This is a genomic window from Bacillus mycoides, from assembly GCF_000832605.1.
Lineage (GTDB): Bacteria > Bacillota > Bacilli > Bacillales > Bacillaceae_G > Bacillus_A > Bacillus_A mycoides.
In genome coordinates, this window is record NZ_CP009692.1 from 2,380,846 (window position 1) to 2,402,962 (window position 22,117).

The following is a 22,117-nucleotide window of genomic DNA, read 5'->3' on the forward strand; positions in this document are numbered from 1 at the left end:
TTCGCTTTGAGTGGATACATGTGTGAACGTTCCCTTCTTTTTTCTCAATACAGAATAAATAGTCAGAATAGTAAAATAATTGAGCGGGACACTAAAAAATGTAAGGTAGGGGAGAGCATGAAAGGCTATTCAAAAAAAGTTTTAGTAGGGGTAAGTTTTGCTAGTTTAATGTTAGGGAGTTTTCAAGGAAGCATATTGGCGGAAGATACTAAGGGAGAGCAAGTTTCATATCGAAATGTGCTAAAAATGGAGCCGGTTGGTGTACAACTACCAGTGGAAGAATTAGCTCATTCATCGAAAGTATTAGAAAGCAAGTCTTTTGAGAAAAGGCTACAATTTGCTGATTTATCGCAAAGACCGCCTGAAGTAAAAAAGGAAAGTAAGCAATTAGCTGTAGCGAAAACTTATACAATTGCTGAATTAAATCAATTAAGCAATCAACAATTAGTAGATTTACTTGTAACAATCGATTGGGAGCAAATTACGGGGCTATTTCAGTTTAATAAGGACAGTCTTGCATTCTATCAAAATGATAGTAGGATGCAGGCAATTATTGATAAATTGAAGCAGCAAGGACAGGCTTATACGCAAGACGATTCAAAAGGGATTGAGACATTAGTGGAAGTTTTGCGATCAGGGTTTTATTTAGGATTTTATAATACAGAATTAAGTAAACTAAATGAACGTAGCTATCATGACAAGTGCTTACCTGCATTAAAAACGATTGCGAACAATCCAAATTTCAAACTCGGTACGTTAGAACAAAATAAAGTTGTATCATCATATGGGAAATTAATAGGAAATGCTTCGAGTGATGTGGAAACGATAACATCGGCTGCAAAGATTTTTAAGCAATATAATGATAATTTTTCTACATTGGTAGATAATCTTTCAGCTGGAAATGCGATTTACGATATTATGCAAGGTGTTGATTACGATATTCAATCGTATTTGTACGATACGAGAAAAGCACCGAAAGATACAGTATGGTACCAAAAAATAGATAGCTATATTAATGAATTAAGTAGATTCGCGTTAATGGGAACGATTACAGAGAAAAACGGATGGCTTATTAATAATGGCATTTATTATACAGGTAGACTCGGCACATTCCATAGTACAGGGACAAAAGGATTACAAGTTGTAACAGATGCGATGAAAATCTATCCTTATTTAGGTGAGCAATATTTCGTAGCAGCTGAGCAAATTACGACGAATTATGGCGGGAAAGATGCAAACGGTAACGTTGTTAATTTAGATCAAATACGAGAAGATGGGAAGAAAAAGTATTTGCCGAAAACGTATACGTTTGATGATGGTGCAATTGTTTTAAAAGCGGGAGATAAAGTGACTGAGGAGAAAGTTAAACGTTTATATTGGGCAGCAAAAGAAGTGAAGGCACAATTCCATCGTACGGTTGAAAGTGACCAACCGTTAGAAAAAGGAAATCCAGATGATGTATTAACGATGGTTATTTATAATAGCCCGGCTGAATATCAATTTAATCGTCAATTGTACGGGTATGAAACGAATAACGGCGGTCTTTATATAGAAGGAACAGGTACGTTCTTTACTTATGAACGTACGCCAGAAGAAAGTATTTATAGTTTAGAAGAATTGTTCCGACATGAATTCACGCATTATTTACAAGGTAGATATGAAGTGCCAGGACTTTGGGGACAAGGTAAGATGTATGAGAATGAGAGATTATCTTGGTTTGAAGAAGGGAATGCTGAGTTTTTTGCAGGTGCAACGAGAACGGACAACGTCGTTCCAAGAAAGAGTATTATAGGAGGACTATCTTCGAATCCAGCAGAACGTTATACCGCAGAGCGAACGTTAAATGCAAAGTATGGAACGTGGGATTTCTACAATTATTCCTTTGCTTTACAATCGTATATGTACAATAAGAGATACGATATGTTTGATAAAGTTCATGATCTTATTAGGAAAAATGATGTAACAGCATATGATGCATACCGCTCTGCTTTAAGTAAAGATGCGAATTTAAATAAAGAGTATCAAGACTATATGCAAATGTTAGTAGACAATCGTGAGAAATATAATGTTCCGTTAGTGTCAGATGATTATTTAGCAACTCATGCACCGAAACCAGTTTCGGATATTGCGGCAGAAATTACAGCGGAAGCAAAATTAAGTAATGTATCAGTTAAGAAAAATAAATCACAGTTCTTTAATACATTTACACTACAAGGAACGTATACAGGTACTACTGCAAAAGGAGAATATGAAGACTGGAAAACAATTACACAAAACGTGAATGATACGTTAAAGCGTTTAAGTGCAAAAGAATGGACAGGCTATAAAACAGTAACAGCGTACTTTGTAAATTACCGTGTGAATGCATCAGGACAATTTGAATATGATGTTGTATTCCATGGTATTAATACAGAAGAAGGTGCTGTGAATAAAGCACCAGTTGCGGTAATAAATGGTCCGTATAGCGGAAATGTAAATGAAGCAATCTCGTTTAAAAGCGATGGATCAAAAGATGAAGATGGGAAAATTGCTTCTTATAAATGGGAGTTTGGCGATGGTACTGAAAGTAGTGAACAAAATCCAACTCACGTATATACAAAAGAAGGAACATATACAGCAAAATTAACAGTAACAGACGATAAAGGATTAACTAATACTGCTACAGCAAGTGTAACTGTTCAAAAGAAAGAAGATAACAGTGTAGAAAAAGAGCCGAATAATTCATTCCAAACAGCGAATAAACTGCAGTTAAACCAATTGTTACGTGCAAGTTTAGGAAACGGTGATACAAGTGATTACTTTGAAATAAATGTGGAAACAGCTAGGAATCTCCAAATTAACGTAACGAAGGAAAATAATATTGGGGTAAACTGGGTTCTTTATTCAGCAGCAGATTTAAATAATTATGTTACGTATGCTCAGACGCAAGGAAATAAATTAGTGGGCAGCTACAATGCGCATCCAGGTAAGTATTATTTACATGTATATCAATATGGTGGGGGAACAGGGAATTATACGGTAGAAGTGAAGTAACAAAAAGGTCGCCATGAATGGCGACCTTTTTTATTATGCGTTATACCCGAATAATTTTAGATCTTCTCCGGAGTCTGAAATTATTTTTTCGAATCGCAATCCTACTTTTTCTAACAGATTGCCTGAAGCAGCATTATCTATAGAAGTAATTGCTACAATTCGTTTCATACCTAGCTTATGTACACCGTATTCGATTACCGCAGCAGCTGATTCATAGCCGTACCCTTTCGAACGGAATTTTTCTAAAAAGGCAAAGCCGATATCAACATCTTCTAATGAATCTCTTTTAATAAGGCCGCACATGCCAAGTGGAGTGAGATCTTCTTTTCGTTCAACTAAGTAAAGACCAAAGCCCATTTTATTATACATATCGACCGGACCGTTTAAAATATAATTTTGAGCATCTTCTAGGTTTCTAACCCTTTTATCACCAATAAACTGAATCCATGCAGGATCGTTTACTAACTCAAGAATAAACGGAGCATCTTGTATATCGAACCAACGAAGAGTGAGTCGTTCAGTTTCAAGAACTATCAATCTATTGCACCACCTTTATAAGTTATAATAATTAGTATGGATCGTGTAACACAAAAGCGCAACATATTTTAATAGAGTCCTGCTTGTTCACATAAAGTTCGATTGTTTTGTATAAAAGGATATTTTATAATTAGGATTGACTGTAAAGAGTGAGATGCTTATACAATGACTCCTAGGAAACTAGGAGTTTTTACTATATAACTATCATTATTACTAAATATGACACATTACACATTCTACTTAAGGAGGTACATAATGAAGAAATTATATAACGCATCGTTTACGTATTTAATTATTGGTTTACTATCAGGAATATTCGCTAGGGAGTATGGGAAATTTAAAGGAATACTAGGATCTACACTATTAAATCTTTTGCATACACATACGTTAGTACTTGGCTTTTTCTTCTTTTTAATTGCTTTAGGATTAGCGAAAGTATTCGCTTTTCATGAAGTGAAAGGATTTAATAAATGGTTTGTTTTACATAATATCGCATTAACTTTAATGTTAGGATCGCTGGCAGCGAGAGGACTTCTTCAACTAAATGGAGCGGACTTTAAAGGGTTAACTTATATTGTAGGGTTCTCTCATTCTCTGATGGCATTTACTTTAGTTTGGTTTATGATTTTATTGAAAAAATCGTCTAAAATATAGTTTTAAAAAAGAACTTGTAGGGAATACTGCAAGTTCTTTTTTTATATAAAACCTCAGGAATCTAACTATTCTGATTATTATGTATAAAAATGGTATAATTAATGCAGAGTAAATAATATAAAAGGAGAGTATGTAATGGAAATAACAATTGAGCGTTTAGTAAATGAATTAAAGGATGTACTTCCTGAAGATCAAGTAGTGGTTAATAAGACAGTAAGAGAGTTACATAGTAAAGATGAATCTTACCATAATAGTAGTTTACCTGATGTAGTTGTTTTTCCAAAAACGATGGAAGAGGTTAGAGCAATAATGAAAGTAGCGAGTGAGCATAAAAAACCTGTCATTCCATTTGGAGTAGGTTCTAGTTTAGAAGGTCATATAATTCCTTATGAAAAGGGGATTACAGTTGATTTTTCATTAATGAACAAAATACTTGAAATAAGAGAGAAAGATTTTCTTGTGAAAGTACAACCAGGAGTGACTCGTTCTCAGCTCAATAAAGAATTGAAAAAGTACGGTTTGTTTTTTAGTGTAGATCCAGGTGCAGATGCAACGTTAGGAGGCATGGCTGCTACGAATGCGAGCGGAACGACAGCGGTTAAGTATGGCGTAATGCGTGATCAAGTTCGTGATTTAGAAGTGGTGCTTGCTGATGGGCAAGTGATACATACTGGCAATTTAGCGGCGAAGTCATCATCAGGTTATCATTTAAATGGTATTTTCGTAGGATCAGAGGGTACGCTTGGATGCTTTACAGAGCTAACATTAAAAGTATACGGCATACCAGAACATGTTATGGCTGCGAGAGCATCGTTTCCAACTATAAATGATGCAGTAGAAGCTGTTATTAACATACTACAAGCTGGCATTCCAATTGCGAGAATAGAACTTGTTGATGAATTATCTATGAAACAAGTAAATCATTACAATGAAACAAATTACAGAGAAGAACCAACACTGTTTTTAGAGTTTCACGGAAATGAAGCAGGGCTAACGCAAGATATCGAGTTTACGAAGGAAATTGTTTTAGATCATAAATGTAAAGAAGTTGCTTTTGAAACTGAAACTGCGGCAAGAAATAAATTATGGGATGCAAGACATAACTTAGCTTATTCTTACGTTCATAGTTACCCTGGCAAAAAGCTAATGAGTACAGATGTATGTGTGCCAATTTCAGAGTTAGCTGGCGCGATTCAAAATGCGAAAGAGACGTTAGATAAGGTGGGCCTTGTTGGTGGTATTCTTGGCCATGTAGGAGACGGGAATTTTCACGTGCTCTTAATGATTGATCCAAATGATAAAGACGAAGTGAAAAAAGCAGATGAAATAAATGAAAGTATTGTACTGTATGCTCTTAAGCGTGGCGGAACGTGCACAGGAGAGCACGGCGTTGGAATAGGGAAGCAGAAGTATCAAGAAGAAGAACATGGGGCTGCGCTTTTAGTAATGGAAAAAATAAAGAAAGCTCTTGATCCGCAAAATATTTTAAATCCGAATAAAATTTTTAAGTTAAAAGATAAGGAATGATGAAGTTTGGAGAAACGAATTATACACTTTGAAGGATTGGTCGTCTTATTAGCTGTGGTTTATATATATGCATTATGTGGATTTAGTTGGTTATTATTTATGGTATTACTTTTTGCGCCTGATTTAGCGATGGTGGCGTACGCTATTAACAAACGTGTTGGTGCACAAATTTATAATCTATTTCACACATATATCATATCAATATTACTTGTTTTAATAGGGGTCTATTTAAAGATGGATACGATTTTAATGATTGGTTTAATATGGACAGCACATATTGGAATGGATCGAATGCTTGGGTATGGATTGAAGTATGAAACTGATTTTAAGGATACGCATATTCAGAGGTTATAGCTTAGGCAAAACGGAATTTATTGAAGCTGTATTAGAAAAAGCTATGAAGGATAGTTGAATAGAAGAGTTTGTATCAATACGAAAATAGACTAAGGTGGCAGAAATCATATAATGCCACCTATTGTTTTTGAAGAAGAGGTTTTACTATATGAACTGACCTTATAAAACAATTACAATCTGCCCCTGCCAAATAATAAATCTCGTAAATATAATGAGAAATAAGAAGATAAGAAAAGAGGGAGCTTATGTACATACCAAAACATTTCACTATACAAGATGAAGAGACGAAGTACGAAATGATTGAACAAAATAGCTTTGCAACTTTATTTTCTCAACATAACGGAGCACCGTACGCAACGCATTTACCGTTATTGTTAAATAGGGAAACACTTACTTTATCCGGGCATTTTGCACGTCCAAATGAGCAGTGGAAAGATAGTGGAAATCAACAAGTGTTAGCTATTTTTCAAGGACCACATAGTTACATCTCTCCGTCATGGTATGAAACAAATAAAGCAGTACCAACATGGAACTATGTTGCGGTGCATGTATATGGAGAGTTAGAAATTGTTGAAGATGAACAGGAATTAATAGATTCTCTTCAAGATTTAGTACATAAATATGAAAATCCAAAGAGCACGTACTCACTGAATAATGTAGATCCGAATTATATGGAAGGATTAAGTAGGGGAATAGTTGGGTTCAGAATAAAGATAAATAAAATAGAAGGGAAAGCGAAGTTAAGTCAAAATCATTCTGTGGAGAGAAGAGAATTAGTTATAGAAGAACTTGAGAAAGTTGGGAGTGAAGGGGGCAGGGGGATTGCAGAGTTGATGAAGAAGGGTGTTTAAAATAATGGTGGAGTGTGAATACACATTTATAAAGTGTTAATATATTGTATTTATAGATTTTTATAGTGATTTAGACGCTGTATTTATGGGGGCAATTTTCTTTAGTGTTTTAAAAAATTTACAGCATGTGATTAATTTAATGGATTTAATGTTAAATAAATGTTGAGAAATATTAATGAGATATTTATATCTTAATATCTATTTGTTATTATTTATGTGAGAATATTCAAAAAAAGGGGATCTTATGAACATTCCAGTGAAGGGAAGCGAACAGGTTACAAAGCAACTTAATGAATGGTATCAAGCAATGTTACAACAACAATTGTCAAAAGCAACTAATTTAAAACAAGAAATTGATAAAAATATTGATGTTTTGAAACAAGAATCAAATAAAATGTTGCAAGAACAAAATTTATTATATTATTTCTTACTAGATTTTCGTTATAAAACGCTTGTTGATAGATTTAGTATCACAAAGAGAAGCTTTGACGAAATAGATTCTTTTAAAATTCCGACGGATGGTTTCTTATCTTATTATTACCATTTTTGTAAAGCGGTATATGCTACTATAATTAAAGATTATAAAGAAGCGAAAAAATATTATGAAAAAGCAGAGTTTCTTTTGAAAGACGTTCCAGAAGAAATTGAACAAGCTGAATTTCAATCTAAGTTAGCCTTATTCTATCATAATAATAATGAACCACTTTTAGCTGTTCACTATGCAACTATTTCAAAAGATATCTTCTCTAAACACCAAGGTTATGAAAGTAATACTGCTTCTTGCGAAAATACTATTGGAATGAGTTGTGTATCTCTAAAACAGTTTGAACAGGCCGAGGAACATTTAAATTCTGCATTAAATTTATTACAAAAAATAATGAAGAAAGATTAATTTCATTCGTGCGGCACAACTTAGGGTGGCTATATGCAAATCAAAACCTTTCTGAATTAGCTATCCGTCACTTATCAGAAGTAACAGAGAAAATACCTAATCATTTCAAAGCTGTTTTTTTACAAGCTAGGGAATATTCTAAGTTAGGTGAAACAAATGTATCTTCTATCCTTATTGAAAAAGGATTGGAACTTTGTTTAGAAGTAGAGAATGAAGAATATACACATCATTTCAATATTTTAAAAGCATTAAATAATAATGTGACTATCGAGGAATTAAAAAGGGTAATTGTTACAGGGATTTCTTATTTCAAAGAAGAGAATCTTTCTTATTATGTAGAAGAATATGCTGAGGTGATGGCAGCTAGGTTATATGAGGTGTGTGATTATAAAACGTCTAGTGAATATTTTTGTTTAAGTCTTGAAGCAAGAAAAACAAATTTAGCTAAAGGGGCGTTAAAATAATGAAGAAACTGAGTTTAATGGTAATGAGTTTAGCTGTTACAGGTATTACAGTTTTTACGATAAATACTACTCCAAAGATTCAACAAACAGCAACCGCAAATACTGTCGTCAATAAGTTACAATCGACTCACGGAGAAGGGTGGTCTCCAACGAGACCTGAGTTAGTATACTTAGAGGGAAGACAACTCTAAAGTATTATTTTAAGAGTGCTAGCTTTAGTTGATATTATTTACTGGCTTGTAAACATTAAAGGTTTACAAGCCAGTTTTTTGTTGTTAGAGCTACCTTCACATTATGTTGAAAGTAATCCGTCATAATTTTAAACTATTGTAATGAATTTTAATAAAAGATTGTTGAGGAATATAGTGAAGATATTGGAACATACAAATTCTCATTAGTTATATTAAAATGGATTCATTCTCTTCTCCTTTATTTTTTATCAACATTTGTACAATAGCTGGATTTTTATATTCGAGAATAGTTGTTCCTTATCGATGTACCTGAATATAATAAGAAAAAATGAAGATTGAATAGAAGAATTTTAATAGAACAGTTACCAAGTTAACGTATTAGGAAAGAAATAGGTAGGAAGTAAGGAGCTCTCCTTTGTTCGTGACAGCTTGTTTGGTGTATGTATCTTTTTCGCATGGGAGGAAATTGATAGAGGTGATAATATACAACTGTAATCACATAGAATATGCTAACGATATGTAATACATAAAAGAAACGCAAACTAGAGTATTAAATTACGTTTTTTTTCACAAGATGGAGAAAAAAGTAGAAAAGGTGTTTTTATACGAAAACACCTTTTCTACTTATAATGTTCCTTTATGGAAAATAACGAATCGTGTACTTGAATTTAGTGGGAATTACACTAATAAATAATACAATTAGGAGCAGAAAAACAGTCTTAGTGCTCTAAATCACGTCCCACAAAAAGTACGATAAGGACGATTCGACGGCGCTGGAGGCGTGCAGTAATCCGCTTGTTCTTGAGAATATTCATAAGGATTTGCTAAAGCTTGAAGAAGTTTCTCCATTACGCTATAGTCTCCATTTTTAACAGCTGCTTCTAGTGCTTCTTCTACTCTGTGGTTTCGAGGGATGATTACTGGGTTGTTATTTTTCATTAATTTGTATGCATCATCTTTCGATTCTTTTTGTCTTTCTAACCGAGATTGCCATAGCTCGTACCATTCTTTAAATTCAGGATTTTCAAATAAAGGTGCATTTTCTAATATATTGTCAGTTAATGCACGGAATGTATTTGTATAATCTGCTTTATATTTTTCCATTGCTTTTAAAAGTTTCTCAATAAGTGATTGATCTTGCTCTTCATTGCTAAATAGTCCTAATTTCTTCTTCGTTCCGAGGAACCAATTGTTTTCGTACTGCACACTGAACTTTGAAATTTCATCTTGTGCAATTTTTAGTGCTTCTTCTTCATCTTCATGTAGTATCGGTATTAAAGATTCAGCTAAACGTGCGAGATCCCATGCAGCCATATATGGTTGATTTCCGTATGCATAACGGCCTTGTGTGTCAATAGAGCTAAATACTGTTCCTTGATTATAACTATCCATAAAGGCACATGGACCGTAATCAATCGTTTCACCGCTAATCGTTATATTGTCAGTGTTCATTACGCCGTGAATGAAGCCAACGAGTTGCCATTTTGCGATAAGGCTTGCTTGTCTCTTAATGACTTCTTGTAGTAGTGCGACATATGGATTTTCAGTAGATTCAACCTCTGGATAATGTCTTTTTATCGTATAATCAGCTAAAGCTTTGAGATTTTCGATTGAGCCTCGAGCTGCGGCGTATTGGAATGTTCCAACGCGTATATGACTGCTTGCAACTCTAGTTAAAATAGCTCCAGGTAACTTCGTTTCGCGATAGATTGGTTCGCCAGTTGAGACTACTGCTAAACTGCGAGTAGTTGGAATATCAAGCGCGTACATCGCTTCACTAATAATATACTCACGTAGCATTGGACCGAGTGCAGCGCGACCATCACCACGGCGCGAATATGGAGTTGGACCGGAACCTTTCAATTGAATATCAAACCGTTCGCCTGAAGGAGTAATTTGTTCTCCAATTAAAAGGGCACGACCATCTCCTAACATGTTGAAATGACCAAATTGGTGCCCAGCATACGCTTGAGCTAGTGGATGAGCTCCTTCTGGAATAGTATTACCAGCTAAAATGGCGATTTCAGCGTCCTTTTTTAGTTCCTCAGGATTAAAGCCAAGAGATATTGCTAAAGAATTATTTAGTTTAATTAACTCCGGTGAGTGTACAGGAGTTGGGGGGATTTCTGTATAAAATGATTGTGGTAAAGTCGTATAACTATTATCTAAATTCCAACCTGCTTCATTATTTTTAGTCATTTTATCTCCTCCTTGTTTATTTTTTTATTATGTATTTGTACGTATGTATTCTTTGTAAAATTAGCTAAAAGTATAATATGATATTTCCCCTTGAAATCTATTGTAAGGACTTCATTGCACTATGTCTATTTAACAGCAAATAATAAAACTCCATTTTAAAAAAATGGAGTTTTATTATTATTTGATTTTTACAATTATCTTTCCTTTTGCTCTTCCAGACTCTGAATATTCCATTGCTTTTTGAGTATCTTCAAAAGGGAAAATGCGATCGATTATAGGTTTGATTTGTCCAGATTCAATATACTTTGCAATTATACGTAATTGATCTCCGCTTGGTTTCATAAACAAAAACGAATATTGAGCATTATGCTTTTTTTCAAGTGCAGTAAGTTTTTTGCTTGCTAATGAAAATAAGAGTGTTTTGAAAAATCCTGAACCAAATTCTTTACCGAAGCGAGCATTCGGCATTCCTGAAACGGAAACAATGTTCCCTTCGCTTTTTATAATATCGAATGATTTTTCAAGTGTTGTACCGCCAAGTGTATCAAATACCGCATCATAATTTTTCAGTATATCTTCAAACTTTTCTTTTTTGTAATTAATAATTTCATCTGCGCCAAGAGACTTTACTAAATTTTCACCAGCTTCACTAGCAGTTGTTGCAACAGTGGCACCCATTATTTTTGCTAACTGAATTGCGAAAGTACCAACACCGCCGGATCCAGCGTGAATCAAAATCTTTTGTCCTTTTTGTAATTGCATGATGTCATGTAATGCTTGATATGATGTTAAGCCAACGAGTGGAATCGACGCCGCTTCCTCAAAAGTTAAATTTTTCGGTTTTAAGGCTATATCATCTTCATGAATGGCTATATATTCCGCAAAAGTACCGATCTTATCTTTTCTTGGACGTGCATATATTTCATCACCAACTTTAAATTGAGTCACCTTTGTTCCGACTTTTATAATGACACCAGAAAAGTCATTACCAAGAATAAGGGGCATTTTATATTTAAGTAACAACTTCACTTTTCCATCGCGTATTTTAAAATCAATTGGGTTAATGCTAGCTGCATGAATTTCTGCGAGCACCTCATACTGATTTATTTCAGGGGTGGGCATCTCAGTCATACGCATTGGAACTTTCCCGTACTTATCAATCACCATTGCTCTCATTTCTTATACCTCCAAAGTTCAATAAAAGTTTTGCAGTAGCTTCTCAATATCTAATACAAGATTTTTTAATAATCCTAATTTTGTACGTATGTCAATATAATAAAAGTTCTTTGTACCTTCTTTACGCATTAAAATAATACCAGCTTCTCGTAAAATCTTAAGGTGATGTGATACTGCTGGTCGAGAAAGGTGTGTTTGTTTAGTGATTTCGCCAACACGTAATCCAGTTTGACATTCTGTTTTCATTAGAACTAATAAAATAGCTTGACGTGTTTCATCACCAATTGCCAGTAATACTTTTTGACAATTAATAAAATCTTCTTTAATAACATTTAATTGTTCTTGTTTATTCATTTCAATCACTATACCTCCAATAATTAGTCGAAAGGTTTAAGATGATGAACCATTACATCGATACGGTAATGCTACATGAATGTTGTATGAGCTGCAATATTGAGAAAGAAAATCGAGACGAATCCATTTTTACGTATTGAAAATTATGGAGTAGTTATTATAGGGAATAGAAAATAATGGAGTTGAAAGGTAGAAAATGATTTAACAATACGATGTCTGCCGAGGATAAAGGGTAGCCATTTAACAATAAAATAAGCGGTCGTAACCTTGTATAATTTACAAGGTTACGACCGCTTATAATGTTTTTATTATTTTTGATGTCTATATCAGAGAATAGTTCAAAGTAAAGTAGGGCCTTCTTTTTTATCCTTTCATACACACACAAATTAAGTGACTTGTAGATGTATGAAAGGATAGAAGTAATTTGGGGCGTAATCTATCTATATGATAATTCAAAATGAAATATAAGTCTATATTTTTGTTGGTTTTTTGATTATATTTATGTCACTGAGCTCAGAAGAATATATGTGGAGGGAAAATGTATGGAATCGAAACATGTACCAGTTTTAATTGTTGGAGGGGGATTATCAGGATTATCGTCTGCATTATTTCTTGCGAAACATAACATTGATTATGTACTTATTGAAAGGCATCCGTCTACTGCGATTCATCCGAAAGCGGGTGGAATTACATTTCGCACAATGGAATTATTCCGAGAACTGGGTCTAGAAAAAGGAATTAGATTAGCTGGTAAAGCATTAGAGAATTGTCACGGGAGAATTGCAGTTCAAACAATAGCTGAGGTAAAGCATGAAGAGTTGGAACAAATAAGGGCGGCGCAGTATGAAAATAACGAAAATTTATTTCGTAAAGTGGAAGAGATTAGCCCATCAAAACAAACTGCTTGTTATCAAATTACTTTAGAGGAGATGATGTCACAAGAAGCACAGAGATTAGGCGGGAAGCTATCTTTTTATCATGAACTAGTTTCTTATGAGCAAAATGGAAACGGAGTAATAGCAACGATTCGAAATCGTAAAACGAAAGAAGAGAGCATGATTCATTGTGATTATGTAATTGCAGCAGATGGAGCGAAAAGTAAAATACGTGAACAGTTAGGTATTTTAACCGAGGGCCGTGGTACAATCGGTGGTTATTATATGAACATATATTTTGAAGCGGATTTGAGTGAATTTATTAAAGGAGACGCATTCGGTTTTACTATGATACTTCATCCAGAAGTAATTGGTGCGCTTATTCCAGTCGATAACGAAAGTAAATGGATTTATCATGTAGCTTATGATCCAGTAAAAGGGGAGCGACCAGAGGATTTCTCTATAGAACGCTGTAAACAAATTATTCAAACTGCAATTGGAAGTACGGATATTAAGCCAGAAATAGTAAGTGTTTTGCCGTGGGAAGCGAGTGAAAGTACAGCGGTAAAATTTCAGGACAATCGCATCTTTTTAGTTGGTGACTCGGCGCATATTATGCCGCCAACAGGAGGATTCGGTTCAAATACAGGAATACAAGATGCACATAATTTAGCTTGGAAATTAGCGGCTGTTATAAAAGGGAAAGCAAATCCAAAATTGTTAGAAACCTATCATGACGAGAGATATCCTGTTGCAAAATTAACGACGGACCATGCGAGTAGTATATTATTTCGTGCTGCGAATAGAGAGGAAGGTAATTTGAGTAATATGGATAGTTTAGCTGTCACTGCTGGTTATCAGTATTGCTCAGAAGCAATTATAGACGAATGTAACACACCGCATAGAATGAATATAGTTGATTTGAACGGACGCCCGGGAACGCGTGCGCCACATTTTTGGGGAACTTATGAAGGAAAAGAAGTTTCTATACTTGATCTATTTGGTAGCAACTTTGTGTTACTTACTGGAGCAGAGCCTAGTACTTGGACTGAAGCTGCAAATGTTGTTTCATCTGGATTAGGAATAAAGATAAAAGTGTATCAGGTAGGTTTAACTGGTGATTTTATCCATCAAGGTAACTTTTTTAGAAAACTATACGGGATAGAAAATGGAGGAGCGGTAGTAATAAGACCAGATGGATTTATTGGATGGCGTACGGAAAATGAGGTAGTAAAGCCGGGTATATTACTTGAAGAGATAATGAATTGTTTATTATGTAATTAAATATAAAAACACCGCTTGTATTTCAAAAGCAGAAGAACCACTGAATTATGGTGGCTTTCATATAACAACTATTACTTCTCAAAAGAGTAAGCATCTTTTAAGTTACACGAATATGATGCCAGTATACGTTAATAAACTACCTCATAAAGATGAGGCAGAGAAAATAGCGATGGATGTAATGGAAAAGGTTGATCGACAATATGCAAAGGGCCTAACTTTACTTCGTATAGAAAAACAAACTAGACATTATGTTGACGGGGGACAAACTGTGGAGTTTCCTGTTCTATGGATAAAGATGATGCATAATAACGGAAGTTTTAACTGGGTGACAATTGGTGGTGACGGACAAATCATTGAATTTGAGCGAGAAGTACGCTGGGATTATATGATGAGTCGTCGCCAAACAGAAATGTGGTATTACGATGATTGGGTATTGGCACGCACCGGGGAAGGACCACAATTATTGCCGCCAGCTGCGTTGGCTTAATATGTGTACAATGGTAGGCGTCTATGATAATATATCGCTAGTTATGCCTTATCTGTATAATAAAATGAACATAAAGGGCTGAGCGTTATGAGAAGAAAAGGTTATTTTATAGACAATGAGAGTAAGCGGTTATACAACAATGACATCGTAGTCTCAAATAAAATATATTCTAATAATCCTACGTTGGCAGAACTGAAACAAATGATTTATAACGGTGGAATAGAAGAAGTGTTTATATCCGATTATTTTGACGATCGAAAAAGTAATTTAGAGCGTGAATCAATAGATGATGTGAGAGCCGAATGGGATACAAAATATCACAATAATATTTGTCTTACTGATGAACCAGTATCTTTAGAAGATTTTCCAGATGAATATCTCTTCTTTGTTGAAATGTGGGAAAATGAAAAAGGAAAAGTAATTTTAGTGTTATTTATGCATCATTAGAATATTCGGGAAGCCTTTATATTGGCTTCCCGATATTTTTTATGTTGAAAAAATATTATGCAAGATGTTGGTAATATACTACGTATTTTTCTAATCCTTCAATCTCTTTCTCAGGAGGTTCAATTCCACCTTTTCGGCCGTAGCAAACATTTCTCAAGTATTCGCCGAAAATCATAGAGCGACTTTTCTCATTTTCCATCCAATTATATCTATTAATTATAAAATCACCATCAAAACTTGTATCAAATGTATATGGAATACAAGTTATATGTTTTGGTAAATGTTTTTTTAATACTCTATATTGCCGGCCTGCTCCTAAGCTTTTACATACAAATAGTAAACTATTAATTGTTGTAAAATCAAAGATCTTCTTAGCTTCAATTACATTTGCGATAGAATGGAGAGAGTTTTTCTCGAAAATGATAGCATCTTCCGGTACACCGTGTTCAATTAACTTGTTAACAATTACTTCTGATTCTGATAAATCTCCATAATTCCAGTTTGGATGTTTCATTCCATGTAAACTAGTACCACCTGTGACGATAATTTGTGCACCTAAACCTTGTTGATAAGCATGTAAAGGAGCTTGCCAATTACCAGGATGGGAACCACGGAAAACGAAAATTGCATCACACTGTTGTGGTGTTGATTCTTTTAGGAAAGCGATTTCGGTTATTTCTTCAATTTGTTTTTTCGTAAGATGTGGGACTTCAGGGTATTTAGGGATTACCATATGAAAACCTCCTATATAGTGAAATGTTAAATTCATTATATAGCGATGTTGTTTAGTGGAAAAAGGGAAGTTTTTCATTTGACAGTTCCCCTTTTATGATAACTCTCCTATAAACAAAAGTTCTCCTTCATCATAAAATCCATCTTCATCCTTGATTATCTCTTGGAAATGCAATGTTTGGACACTGTTAGAAATTGATATTTTCCATTCATGCCCGAAGTCGGAAGCATTGGAGAGGGGAATCCATTTTTGAAATTCGTTATCTCTATTGAAAAAATTTTGAAAGTAGTCATCGTTTTTAAATATGATGATTTGTGAGTTCCATAAGCTTGCTATTTTGATCATAACAACGACTCGATATGTATTTGTATCGTTCGGTTTCATTGTCATTAATTGATTCGCTTGATTTAACAGGGTTTGAATGCACAATCGCTTTACTTTCCTAGGTGTTGTACTAGAATCGATAAAAGCTTGAGAGCCTGGTAAAGGCATATGCCAGTATTCATCGTTATAGAAAGTAGACGGAAATGCTTTAGTAGAGTCTTCAATTCTTTTTATAAGAGTTTGTGTTCTTCGTTTCATTCCGCGTATTTTTTTTCACGCATTGCTGATCATCTCCATAAATTTTTGCAAGGCAGCTGAGTGGAAAATATCTTTTCGAATAATAAAGGTAGTAGGAACCTTTCTAAAGTGATTTGGTAATGTATTTAAAGATAAACCATGTTCGTAATCTGGAATAATAGATTTCAGCATAATAGCCGTACCCATACCTGATTTTACACATGCAAGTATTGCTTCAATTGTTCCGAACTCTAGTATTCTTTTAGGTGAAATCCCTTCTTCTTGAAGCCAGTTTTCTAATAGTTTTCTGTAATAACATCCTTGACTAAAAGCGAGTAAATTCAGTTCTCCTATTGTTTTAAAGGAAGATAGAGGAGTCTTACTAATGAGAACGAGTTCTTCTTCTCGAAATAAAAGTGTATGAAGTTCAGTATGCTGAATATTTCCAGCGATAAGAGCCCCGTCTAGTTTTCGCTCTAAAACGAGCTGAGTTAATTGGTCTGTCGTATTTGTTTTTAGAATCAATTCAACTTCTGGATACTTTTCATAATAGGTCGTTAATATAGGCGGGAGACGAACGGCTGTTGTCGATTCTGTACACCCGATTTTTAACGTGCCTTTTGGCTCGGTTCCGTTACTTTGGACAGCTTGAATGGATTGATCGATTAGATGGATGATTTGTTTTGCATATGTTAATAAAATTTCTCCGTTAGAAGTTAAAGTAACGCCTTTTCCATTTCGATAAAATAAAGGCACACCTAACTCAATTTCTAGTTGTTTTATACGCATCGTTACACCTGATTGTACATAGTTTAAGTTTTTAGCAGCATGAGATATATTTCCTACTGTCGCAACTTCGTAAAAAACCGTTAAATCTTTTATGTCCATTTATTATCACCCCGAAAAAGGTATCAATTTTTTTGATGGATTCTATTATTAACACTTATTTTACATGATATCAGAACCTTCATACAATGAAAGGGATATGGGGGAGATAACGTTGATAAGTGAAGAAAAATTGAAAAGTACAGTAGTTCTAATAAATGGATCATGTTAACTTTGGCAACGGTAGCACAGGCAAGTGCAACACTTATAACATATGGAGTAGGGGTACTTGCGTTATTTTGGAAAGAGAAATATGCACTTTCGAATATGCAGGTTGGGTTGTTAATAAGTGCTGTAAATATTGGTCCGTTGTTTTGTATGCTTTTTGCCGGAAGGTTACTTGATCGGTATAATGAAAGAATATTAATTGGAGCGAGTGCTGTATTACTTGGTGGGGCACTGTTACTTGCTCATACGGCAAGGGGCTTTATTGGGTTATTATTTGTTCTTCTTTTAATAGAGACCTTTTATAGTGTATCTCAGCCAGGGGGAAGTAAAGTAATCTTGAAATGGTTTCCGAAAGAAATGCGCGGATTAGCTATGGGAATACGGCAAGCTGGTATACCTATTGGCGGAGCGTTTGCAGGAGTAATAATCCCTTTGCTTACAATTAAATTTAGTTTAGCTTATACGATAAATGTAATTGCAACTATATGTATAATAGGCGGGTTATTGTTTTTCATATTTTATAAGGAATCGTACGTACGAGAACACACGAGCCAAGAAAATGTAAGTATTTCTTTTTGGATGCAGTTAAAAAAGGTAATATGTAAAAAAGAGCTGTATCCAATTTTTATTACAGGTATTTGCATGATTTCTTTACAAATGATATTAGTCGGACATTTTATAAAATTTTTAGTCATTGAAAAATCGATAACACCTATTGTAGCAGGGAAAGTATTTTCAGTTATGCTAGTTGCAGGAATGATAGGCCGAATTATATTAGCTACAATAAGTGATACATATTACAAAGGGAATCGTCGTACACCGTTGTTTATATGTGCATGTATATCTTTTTGCTTAATTTTCGTTGTTGTAATGAGTATAAACACAATGACACTTGAGGCATTGTTTGTGATGAGCGGACTGCTAGGATTCTTTGCGATCGGTTGGTTTAGTCTTTTTATGGTTGAAGTTGCTGAGTCTGCAAGTGAGGAATTGGTAGGTCTAACAGTGAGTTTTGCGCTTACACTTAATCAAATTGCTATTATCTTTGCACCTGCTTTGTTTGGTTATATAGTAGATGGAAAAGGCTACACATATGCATGGATGGGGATAGCTGCATTACTAAGCGTTTCAGTAGTGAGTTTATGTAAAAGTAAACGAATATTAAAAATGTAAATCTTTTATGAAGAAAATCTAAAGAAATGTCGTGAGAGTGACATTTCTTTTTTTATATGCTGTATAATCAATTTAGAAATGAGATTCGTTTTCATTAACGCTCATTTCCTCTTTTGAAATTACCTGTAATTTTAGCCATAATAAGCTGTTTTTCTTTTTCGTTACTTGCCCGATTTATTTTGTTTAAAAATTTTTCAGCATCATTTCCTTTTAAAATTATAATCTGTTTTCCGTAATATTCAATTAAAACTATATTGTTTTTTGTTACTCGATAATGAAACATCATATCATCTAAACGATTGCGCTTATCGGTCTTTTTCAAATTAACGCCTCCATTCTTGTTAATGTGTAACGAATGTTACATAAAAAATTAAAATTAAAGTTGGATGTATCCGATTGTAAGGTGGAAATTTTGTAAAAAAGAACTACAATAGAGAGTAGTTAAAATTTGAACGTTAGAAAAAGGAATCTAGTTTACTATGAGGAATAATAGAGTAGATAGATTATAAGATATTTAAAAACTAAAAGATATAGAATAGAATGGAAAAGTATAAAGTGAAACTAGATAAAAGAGGGTTCCCATATGTTTAAGAAATGGTTAATCGCTTTCTTTGTTTTTGCTATTTTTTGTGGGAGTGTCGCTGCACTCATACATGCAAATAAAGAAAAGAAATACAGTTTGAAGGCATTTTCAAATTTTGAGGATAAAGTTGGAAATGTTCAACCGAAAGTTGATGCGAATCAGCAAAAACGTTATGATATTGCAGCAACGAAACTCGATCAATATTTAAAAGATAAAGGATTTAACGGGACGGTTCTCGTAACGGATAAAAATAATGTGGTTTTACGAAAAGGCTACGGGTATGCGAATGTAAAAGATAAAGTTTTAACAACGCCAAGAACAAAATATCGCATCGGTTCCATAACGAAAACAGTAGTTGCAATATCTATATTACAGCTAAGAGAAAAAGGGAAATTGAATATTGAAGACAATGTAAATAAGTATATTCCATCGTTTCCAGCAGATAAAAACATTACGTTACGAAATTTGTTAACACATACGTCCGGGTTACCAGATCAGGGACAAGGTAGTGTTGATGCGGCGTCACGTTTAAAGTTAGTAACGTGGATTGGAGCGCAAAAGTTGCAATTTCCTGCAGGGACAGGATGGAAATATACAGATTATAATTATATGGTACTTGCGTATATTGTAGAAAAGATATCGAATAAACCGCTTGCTGAATATGTGAAAGAAAACATTTTTACTCCTGTTGAAATGAATGAATCTGGTATGGGTGCAACTCTCCCTGAAGATATTTTCTTAGCAGAAGGTTACACGAAAAAAGATAATGAGTTAATAGCTACACCCCGCTTAAAAATGAACTGGCTGTATGGTTGTGGTGAAATGTATACGACCGTTGAAGATATGAAAAGATTAGATGAGGCTATTATGGATGGAAAGCTGATTTCTAAACAAAGCTTATCAGATATGTTTACAGTATCACCTGCGAGAAAATATGGATTTAGCTTCTATATTTACCCAGATTATTATCATAACCACGGTGTATTAGCTGGCTGGAACACTTTTAATAATTTTAACTGGGATAAAAGAACGTTTGTAATATTATTCTCTAACGTACAAAATGGTATGAATGATACATTTAATCAAGAGTTTAGGAAATTAGCGAATGATTTAATAGAAGGAAAATAATTATTTGAAAATCGGTATTGATATAAAATTATCAATACCGATTTTTTTATTTAGTGAACAAGCATGTATGAGAGGGGATTAGTATTAGAATAAATTTATGAAGGAAGTTAAATGATATGGATGTTAAATATAGGAAGTGTATTTTGTGAATGTCATCTATTTGTATTGAAATTATGTGATTATCATGCGGAAGAATAATTGGTAATTTTTACATTGATGAAAAAGCTTGAGCTTCACACTATGTTAAGCCTTACAGTATTGTAGACATGAACAGGAGGTTGAAAAATGAAAAAAATAGTAAAGTTTTGTTTAATAGCTACATTATCTACAACGATTATTAGTGGATGTTCTTTTGAAGGGAATAATGAAAATGCCAAAGGGAAAGAGAAAGAGGATAAAAAAGTAGAGGTACAGAAAAACGCTGGAAAATATACGATGCCGGATGAAAAAGATAAACATGAAGGTACATGGCTACAATGGCCTCATGAATACACATATGGTCAAGAGTATAAACAAGAAGTTGAACCTATTTGGATTAAGATGGCAAGTGCTTTAACTGAGGGTGAAAAAGTCCACATTGTTGCATATGATGAGGAAAAGAAAGAGCGAATCAATAAGCTTTTAATAGATAAGGGGCTGAATATGGATAAAGTTGATTTCTTTATCGCTCCTACTGATGATGTGTGGGCAAGAGATAGTGGACCGATTTTTGTTTATGACAATAATAAAAATCTAAAAATATTAGATCCAGCATTTAATGGTTGGGGAAAGAAAACTCCATATAAAAATGATGCCCGTATACGTGAGAATGTTAGTAAACAATTAGGGATTGAAAGAATTGATTGGGGGAAATTTGTCCTTGAAGGTGGCGCAATTGAATTAGACAGCAATGGGACTGCTTTATTAACTCGAAGCGCAGTAACGAATAAAAATAGAAATCCTGATTTATCAGAAGCGGAAATTGAAAAATATATAAGTGACCTTGGGGTGACAAACTTTATTTGGTTAGATGGAGTGCCTAATTTAGATATTACTGATTTTCATATTGATGGATTTGCTAAATTCCATGATAAATCTACAATCGTAACGATGGCAGAAGATGACTTGGCTGAATGGGGCTTGTCAAACAAAGATATGGATAAATTGTTAGATGCAAAAAATGCTTCAGGACAGAAATATAAGTACGAATACTTACCGCTTAGTAAAGATAAAGTTACTTTAGAAGGTGGAAAAACTCTAGATTATAAGGGGTCGTATATCAATTATTATGTTGGGAATACAGTTGTATTGGTTCCTAACTATAATGATCCAAATGACAAAATCGCAAACGATACGATTCAGAAATTATACCCGGATCGTAAAGTAGTGGGAATTGATGTGAGAGAGCTTTATAAAAATGGCGGAATGATCCATTGTGTGACACAGCAACAACCGATTCAATTGAAGTAATCGATTATAGTTTCGTTATGTTGCTTTATAGACAAAATAGGTGAAATGCTATCTTTACTTATTTTGTCTTGTTTTAACATCTGTAACAAGAACGGAATGTATAATTTTAATG

20 protein-coding genes and 1 pseudogene are annotated in these 22,117 nt (G+C 34.1%); 13 read left to right on the top strand and 8 right to left on the bottom strand.

Translation table 11 applies throughout. From position 1 onward, the window contains the following. Positions 1-117 precede the first annotated feature (117 nt). Positions 118-3,033, top strand: coding sequence for a collagenase ColA (gene colA / locus BG05_RS14210; protein ID WP_002128448.1), 2,916 nt, complete (start codon positions 118-120; stop codon positions 3,031-3,033). Positions 3,034-3,066: 33 nt separating this feature from the next. On the opposite strand, the gene BG05_RS14215 is transcribed toward colA, so the two are convergent. Further along, a complete protein-coding gene (locus BG05_RS14215; protein WP_000636220.1) occupies positions 3,067-3,570 on the bottom strand; it encodes a GNAT family N-acetyltransferase in 504 nt (167 codons plus the stop codon). 255 nt (positions 3,571-3,825) lie between these two features. Here BG05_RS14215 and BG05_RS14220 point away from each other — a divergent pair, with 255 nt between their 5' ends. From BG05_RS14220 to BG05_RS14245, 6 genes and pseudogenes are all read left to right on the top strand, one after another. Further along, a complete protein-coding gene (locus tag BG05_RS14220; RefSeq protein WP_002146401.1) occupies positions 3,826-4,224 on the top strand; it encodes a DUF2871 family protein in 399 nt (132 codons plus the stop codon). A 135-nt stretch (positions 4,225-4,359) separates the two neighbouring features. Continuing rightward, entirely contained in the window at positions 4,360-5,751 is a 1,392-nt protein-coding gene (locus BG05_RS14225; RefSeq protein WP_002185222.1) for an FAD-binding oxidoreductase, read from the top strand. 6 nt (positions 5,752-5,757) lie between these two features. Further along, positions 5,758-6,105, top strand: coding sequence for a DUF4260 domain-containing protein (locus tag BG05_RS14230; RefSeq protein ID WP_002185223.1), 348 nt, complete (start codon positions 5,758-5,760; stop codon positions 6,103-6,105). Between the two features lie 245 nt (positions 6,106-6,350). Further along, positions 6,351-6,956, top strand: coding sequence for an FMN-binding negative transcriptional regulator (locus tag BG05_RS14235; protein ID WP_002185225.1), 606 nt, complete (start codon positions 6,351-6,353; stop codon positions 6,954-6,956). Positions 6,957-7,200: 244 nt separating this feature from the next. Next, positions 7,201-8,312: pseudogene (locus BG05_RS14240) on the top strand (response regulator aspartate phosphatase). Next, complete coding sequence (locus BG05_RS14245; protein WP_002165311.1) at positions 8,312-8,503, top strand: Phr family secreted Rap phosphatase inhibitor; 192 nt, start codon at positions 8,312-8,314, stop codon at positions 8,501-8,503. The pseudogene BG05_RS14240 and the gene BG05_RS14245 overlap by 1 nt, the downstream one beginning before the upstream one ends. Before the next feature lie 732 nt (positions 8,504-9,235). On the opposite strand, the gene BG05_RS14250 is transcribed toward BG05_RS14245, so the two are convergent. The 3 genes from BG05_RS14250 to BG05_RS14260 all read right to left on the bottom strand — a co-directional run bounded on the left by BG05_RS14250 (position 9,236) and on the right by BG05_RS14260 (position 12,241). Next, entirely contained in the window at positions 9,236-10,702 is a 1,467-nt protein-coding gene (locus tag BG05_RS14250) for a protein adenylyltransferase SelO (RefSeq protein WP_003190708.1), read from the bottom strand. Positions 10,703-10,879: 177 nt separating this feature from the next. Continuing rightward, positions 10,880-11,878, bottom strand: a complete 999-nt coding sequence (locus BG05_RS14255) for an NADP-dependent oxidoreductase (protein ID WP_002167866.1) — start codon at positions 11,876-11,878, stop codon at positions 10,880-10,882. An 18-nt stretch (positions 11,879-11,896) separates the two neighbouring features. Then, on the bottom strand, positions 11,897-12,241 hold the full coding sequence (locus tag BG05_RS14260; RefSeq protein WP_002167867.1) for an ArsR/SmtB family transcription factor: 345 nt from the start codon (positions 12,239-12,241) through the stop codon (positions 11,897-11,899). 533 nt (positions 12,242-12,774) lie between these two features. Here BG05_RS14260 and BG05_RS14265 point away from each other — a divergent pair. From BG05_RS14265 to BG05_RS14275, 3 genes are all read left to right on the top strand, one after another. Beyond that, on the top strand, positions 12,775-14,391 hold the full coding sequence (locus BG05_RS14265; protein ID WP_003190710.1) for an FAD-dependent oxidoreductase: 1,617 nt from the start codon (positions 12,775-12,777) through the stop codon (positions 14,389-14,391). A gap of 115 nt (positions 14,392-14,506) precedes the next feature. Further along, on the top strand, positions 14,507-14,878 hold the full coding sequence (locus BG05_RS14270) for a hypothetical protein (protein ID WP_002185228.1): 372 nt from the start codon (positions 14,507-14,509) through the stop codon (positions 14,876-14,878). A gap of 87 nt (positions 14,879-14,965) precedes the next feature. Then, complete coding sequence (locus tag BG05_RS14275; protein ID WP_002185229.1) at positions 14,966-15,325, top strand: hypothetical protein; 360 nt, start codon at positions 14,966-14,968, stop codon at positions 15,323-15,325. Between the two features lie 55 nt (positions 15,326-15,380). Here BG05_RS14275 and BG05_RS14280 read toward each other — a convergent pair whose 3' ends face one another. From BG05_RS14280 to BG05_RS14290, 3 genes are all read right to left on the bottom strand, one after another. Then, positions 15,381-16,058, bottom strand: coding sequence for a YdcF family protein (locus tag BG05_RS14280; protein WP_003190716.1), 678 nt, complete (start codon positions 16,056-16,058; stop codon positions 15,381-15,383). Between the two features lie 93 nt (positions 16,059-16,151). Further along, positions 16,152-16,640, bottom strand: coding sequence for a DUF3916 domain-containing protein (locus tag BG05_RS14285; protein ID WP_002128435.1), 489 nt, complete (start codon positions 16,638-16,640; stop codon positions 16,152-16,154). 15 nt (positions 16,641-16,655) lie between these two features. Next, positions 16,656-17,507 (bottom strand): LysR family transcriptional regulator, encoded by an 852-nt coding sequence (locus tag BG05_RS14290; protein ID WP_003190719.1) that lies wholly within the window; start codon positions 17,505-17,507, stop codon positions 16,656-16,658. Positions 17,508-17,669: 162 nt separating this feature from the next. On the opposite strand from BG05_RS14290, the gene BG05_RS14295 reads away from it, so the two are divergent. Further along, on the top strand, positions 17,670-18,845 hold the full coding sequence (locus tag BG05_RS14295; protein WP_003190721.1) for an MFS transporter: 1,176 nt from the start codon (positions 17,670-17,672) through the stop codon (positions 18,843-18,845). A 94-nt stretch (positions 18,846-18,939) separates the two neighbouring features. Here BG05_RS14295 and BG05_RS14300 read toward each other — a convergent pair whose 3' ends face one another. Next, positions 18,940-19,167: a hypothetical protein gene (locus BG05_RS14300; protein ID WP_033707062.1), complete on the bottom strand. Its 228-nt coding sequence runs from the start codon at positions 19,165-19,167 to the stop codon at positions 18,940-18,942. 261 nt (positions 19,168-19,428) lie between these two features. Between BG05_RS14300 and BG05_RS14305 the strand changes: the two genes are divergently transcribed. Together BG05_RS14305 and BG05_RS14310 are read left to right on the top strand one after the other, a co-directional pair. Further along, positions 19,429-20,556, top strand: coding sequence for a serine hydrolase domain-containing protein (locus BG05_RS14305; RefSeq protein WP_002128430.1), 1,128 nt, complete (start codon positions 19,429-19,431; stop codon positions 20,554-20,556). 285 nt (positions 20,557-20,841) lie between these two features. After that, a complete protein-coding gene (locus tag BG05_RS14310; protein WP_002185233.1) occupies positions 20,842-22,005 on the top strand; it encodes an agmatine deiminase family protein in 1,164 nt (387 codons plus the stop codon). Positions 22,006-22,117: the final 112 nt, after the last annotated feature.

Bases quoted from the DNA above. Each gene is read 5' to 3' on its own strand.
- BG05_RS14245 (WP_002165311.1), top strand. From the start codon at position 8,312: ATGAAGAAACTGAGTTTAATGGTAATGAGTTTAGCTGTTACAGGTATT.
- BG05_RS14295 (WP_003190721.1), top strand. From the start codon at position 17,670: ATGTTAACTTTGGCAACGGTAGCACAGGCAAGTGCAACACTTATAACA.
- BG05_RS14285 (WP_002128435.1), bottom strand. From the start codon at position 16,640: ATGAAACGAAGAACACAAACTCTTATAAAAAGAATTGAAGACTCTACT.
- BG05_RS14255 (WP_002167866.1), bottom strand. From the start codon at position 11,878: ATGAGAGCAATGGTGATTGATAAGTACGGGAAAGTTCCAATGCGTATG.
- BG05_RS14225 (WP_002185222.1), top strand. From the start codon at position 4,360: ATGGAAATAACAATTGAGCGTTTAGTAAATGAATTAAAGGATGTACTT.
- BG05_RS14275 (WP_002185229.1), top strand. From the start codon at position 14,966: ATGAGAAGAAAAGGTTATTTTATAGACAATGAGAGTAAGCGGTTATAC.
- BG05_RS14290 (WP_003190719.1), bottom strand. From the start codon at position 17,507: ATGGACATAAAAGATTTAACGGTTTTTTACGAAGTTGCGACAGTAGGA.
- BG05_RS14220 (WP_002146401.1), top strand. From the start codon at position 3,826: ATGAAGAAATTATATAACGCATCGTTTACGTATTTAATTATTGGTTTA.
- BG05_RS14305 (WP_002128430.1), top strand. From the start codon at position 19,429: ATGTTTAAGAAATGGTTAATCGCTTTCTTTGTTTTTGCTATTTTTTGT.
- colA (WP_002128448.1), top strand. From the start codon at position 118: ATGAAAGGCTATTCAAAAAAAGTTTTAGTAGGGGTAAGTTTTGCTAGT.
- BG05_RS14250 (WP_003190708.1), bottom strand. From the start codon at position 10,702: ATGACTAAAAATAATGAAGCAGGTTGGAATTTAGATAATAGTTATACG.
- BG05_RS14270 (WP_002185228.1), top strand. From the start codon at position 14,507: ATGCCAGTATACGTTAATAAACTACCTCATAAAGATGAGGCAGAGAAA.
- BG05_RS14265 (WP_003190710.1), top strand. From the start codon at position 12,775: ATGGAATCGAAACATGTACCAGTTTTAATTGTTGGAGGGGGATTATCA.
- BG05_RS14235 (WP_002185225.1), top strand. From the start codon at position 6,351: ATGTACATACCAAAACATTTCACTATACAAGATGAAGAGACGAAGTAC.
- BG05_RS14280 (WP_003190716.1), bottom strand. From the start codon at position 16,058: ATGGTAATCCCTAAATACCCTGAAGTCCCACATCTTACGAAAAAACAA.
- BG05_RS14310 (WP_002185233.1), top strand. From the start codon at position 20,842: ATGAAAAAAATAGTAAAGTTTTGTTTAATAGCTACATTATCTACAACG.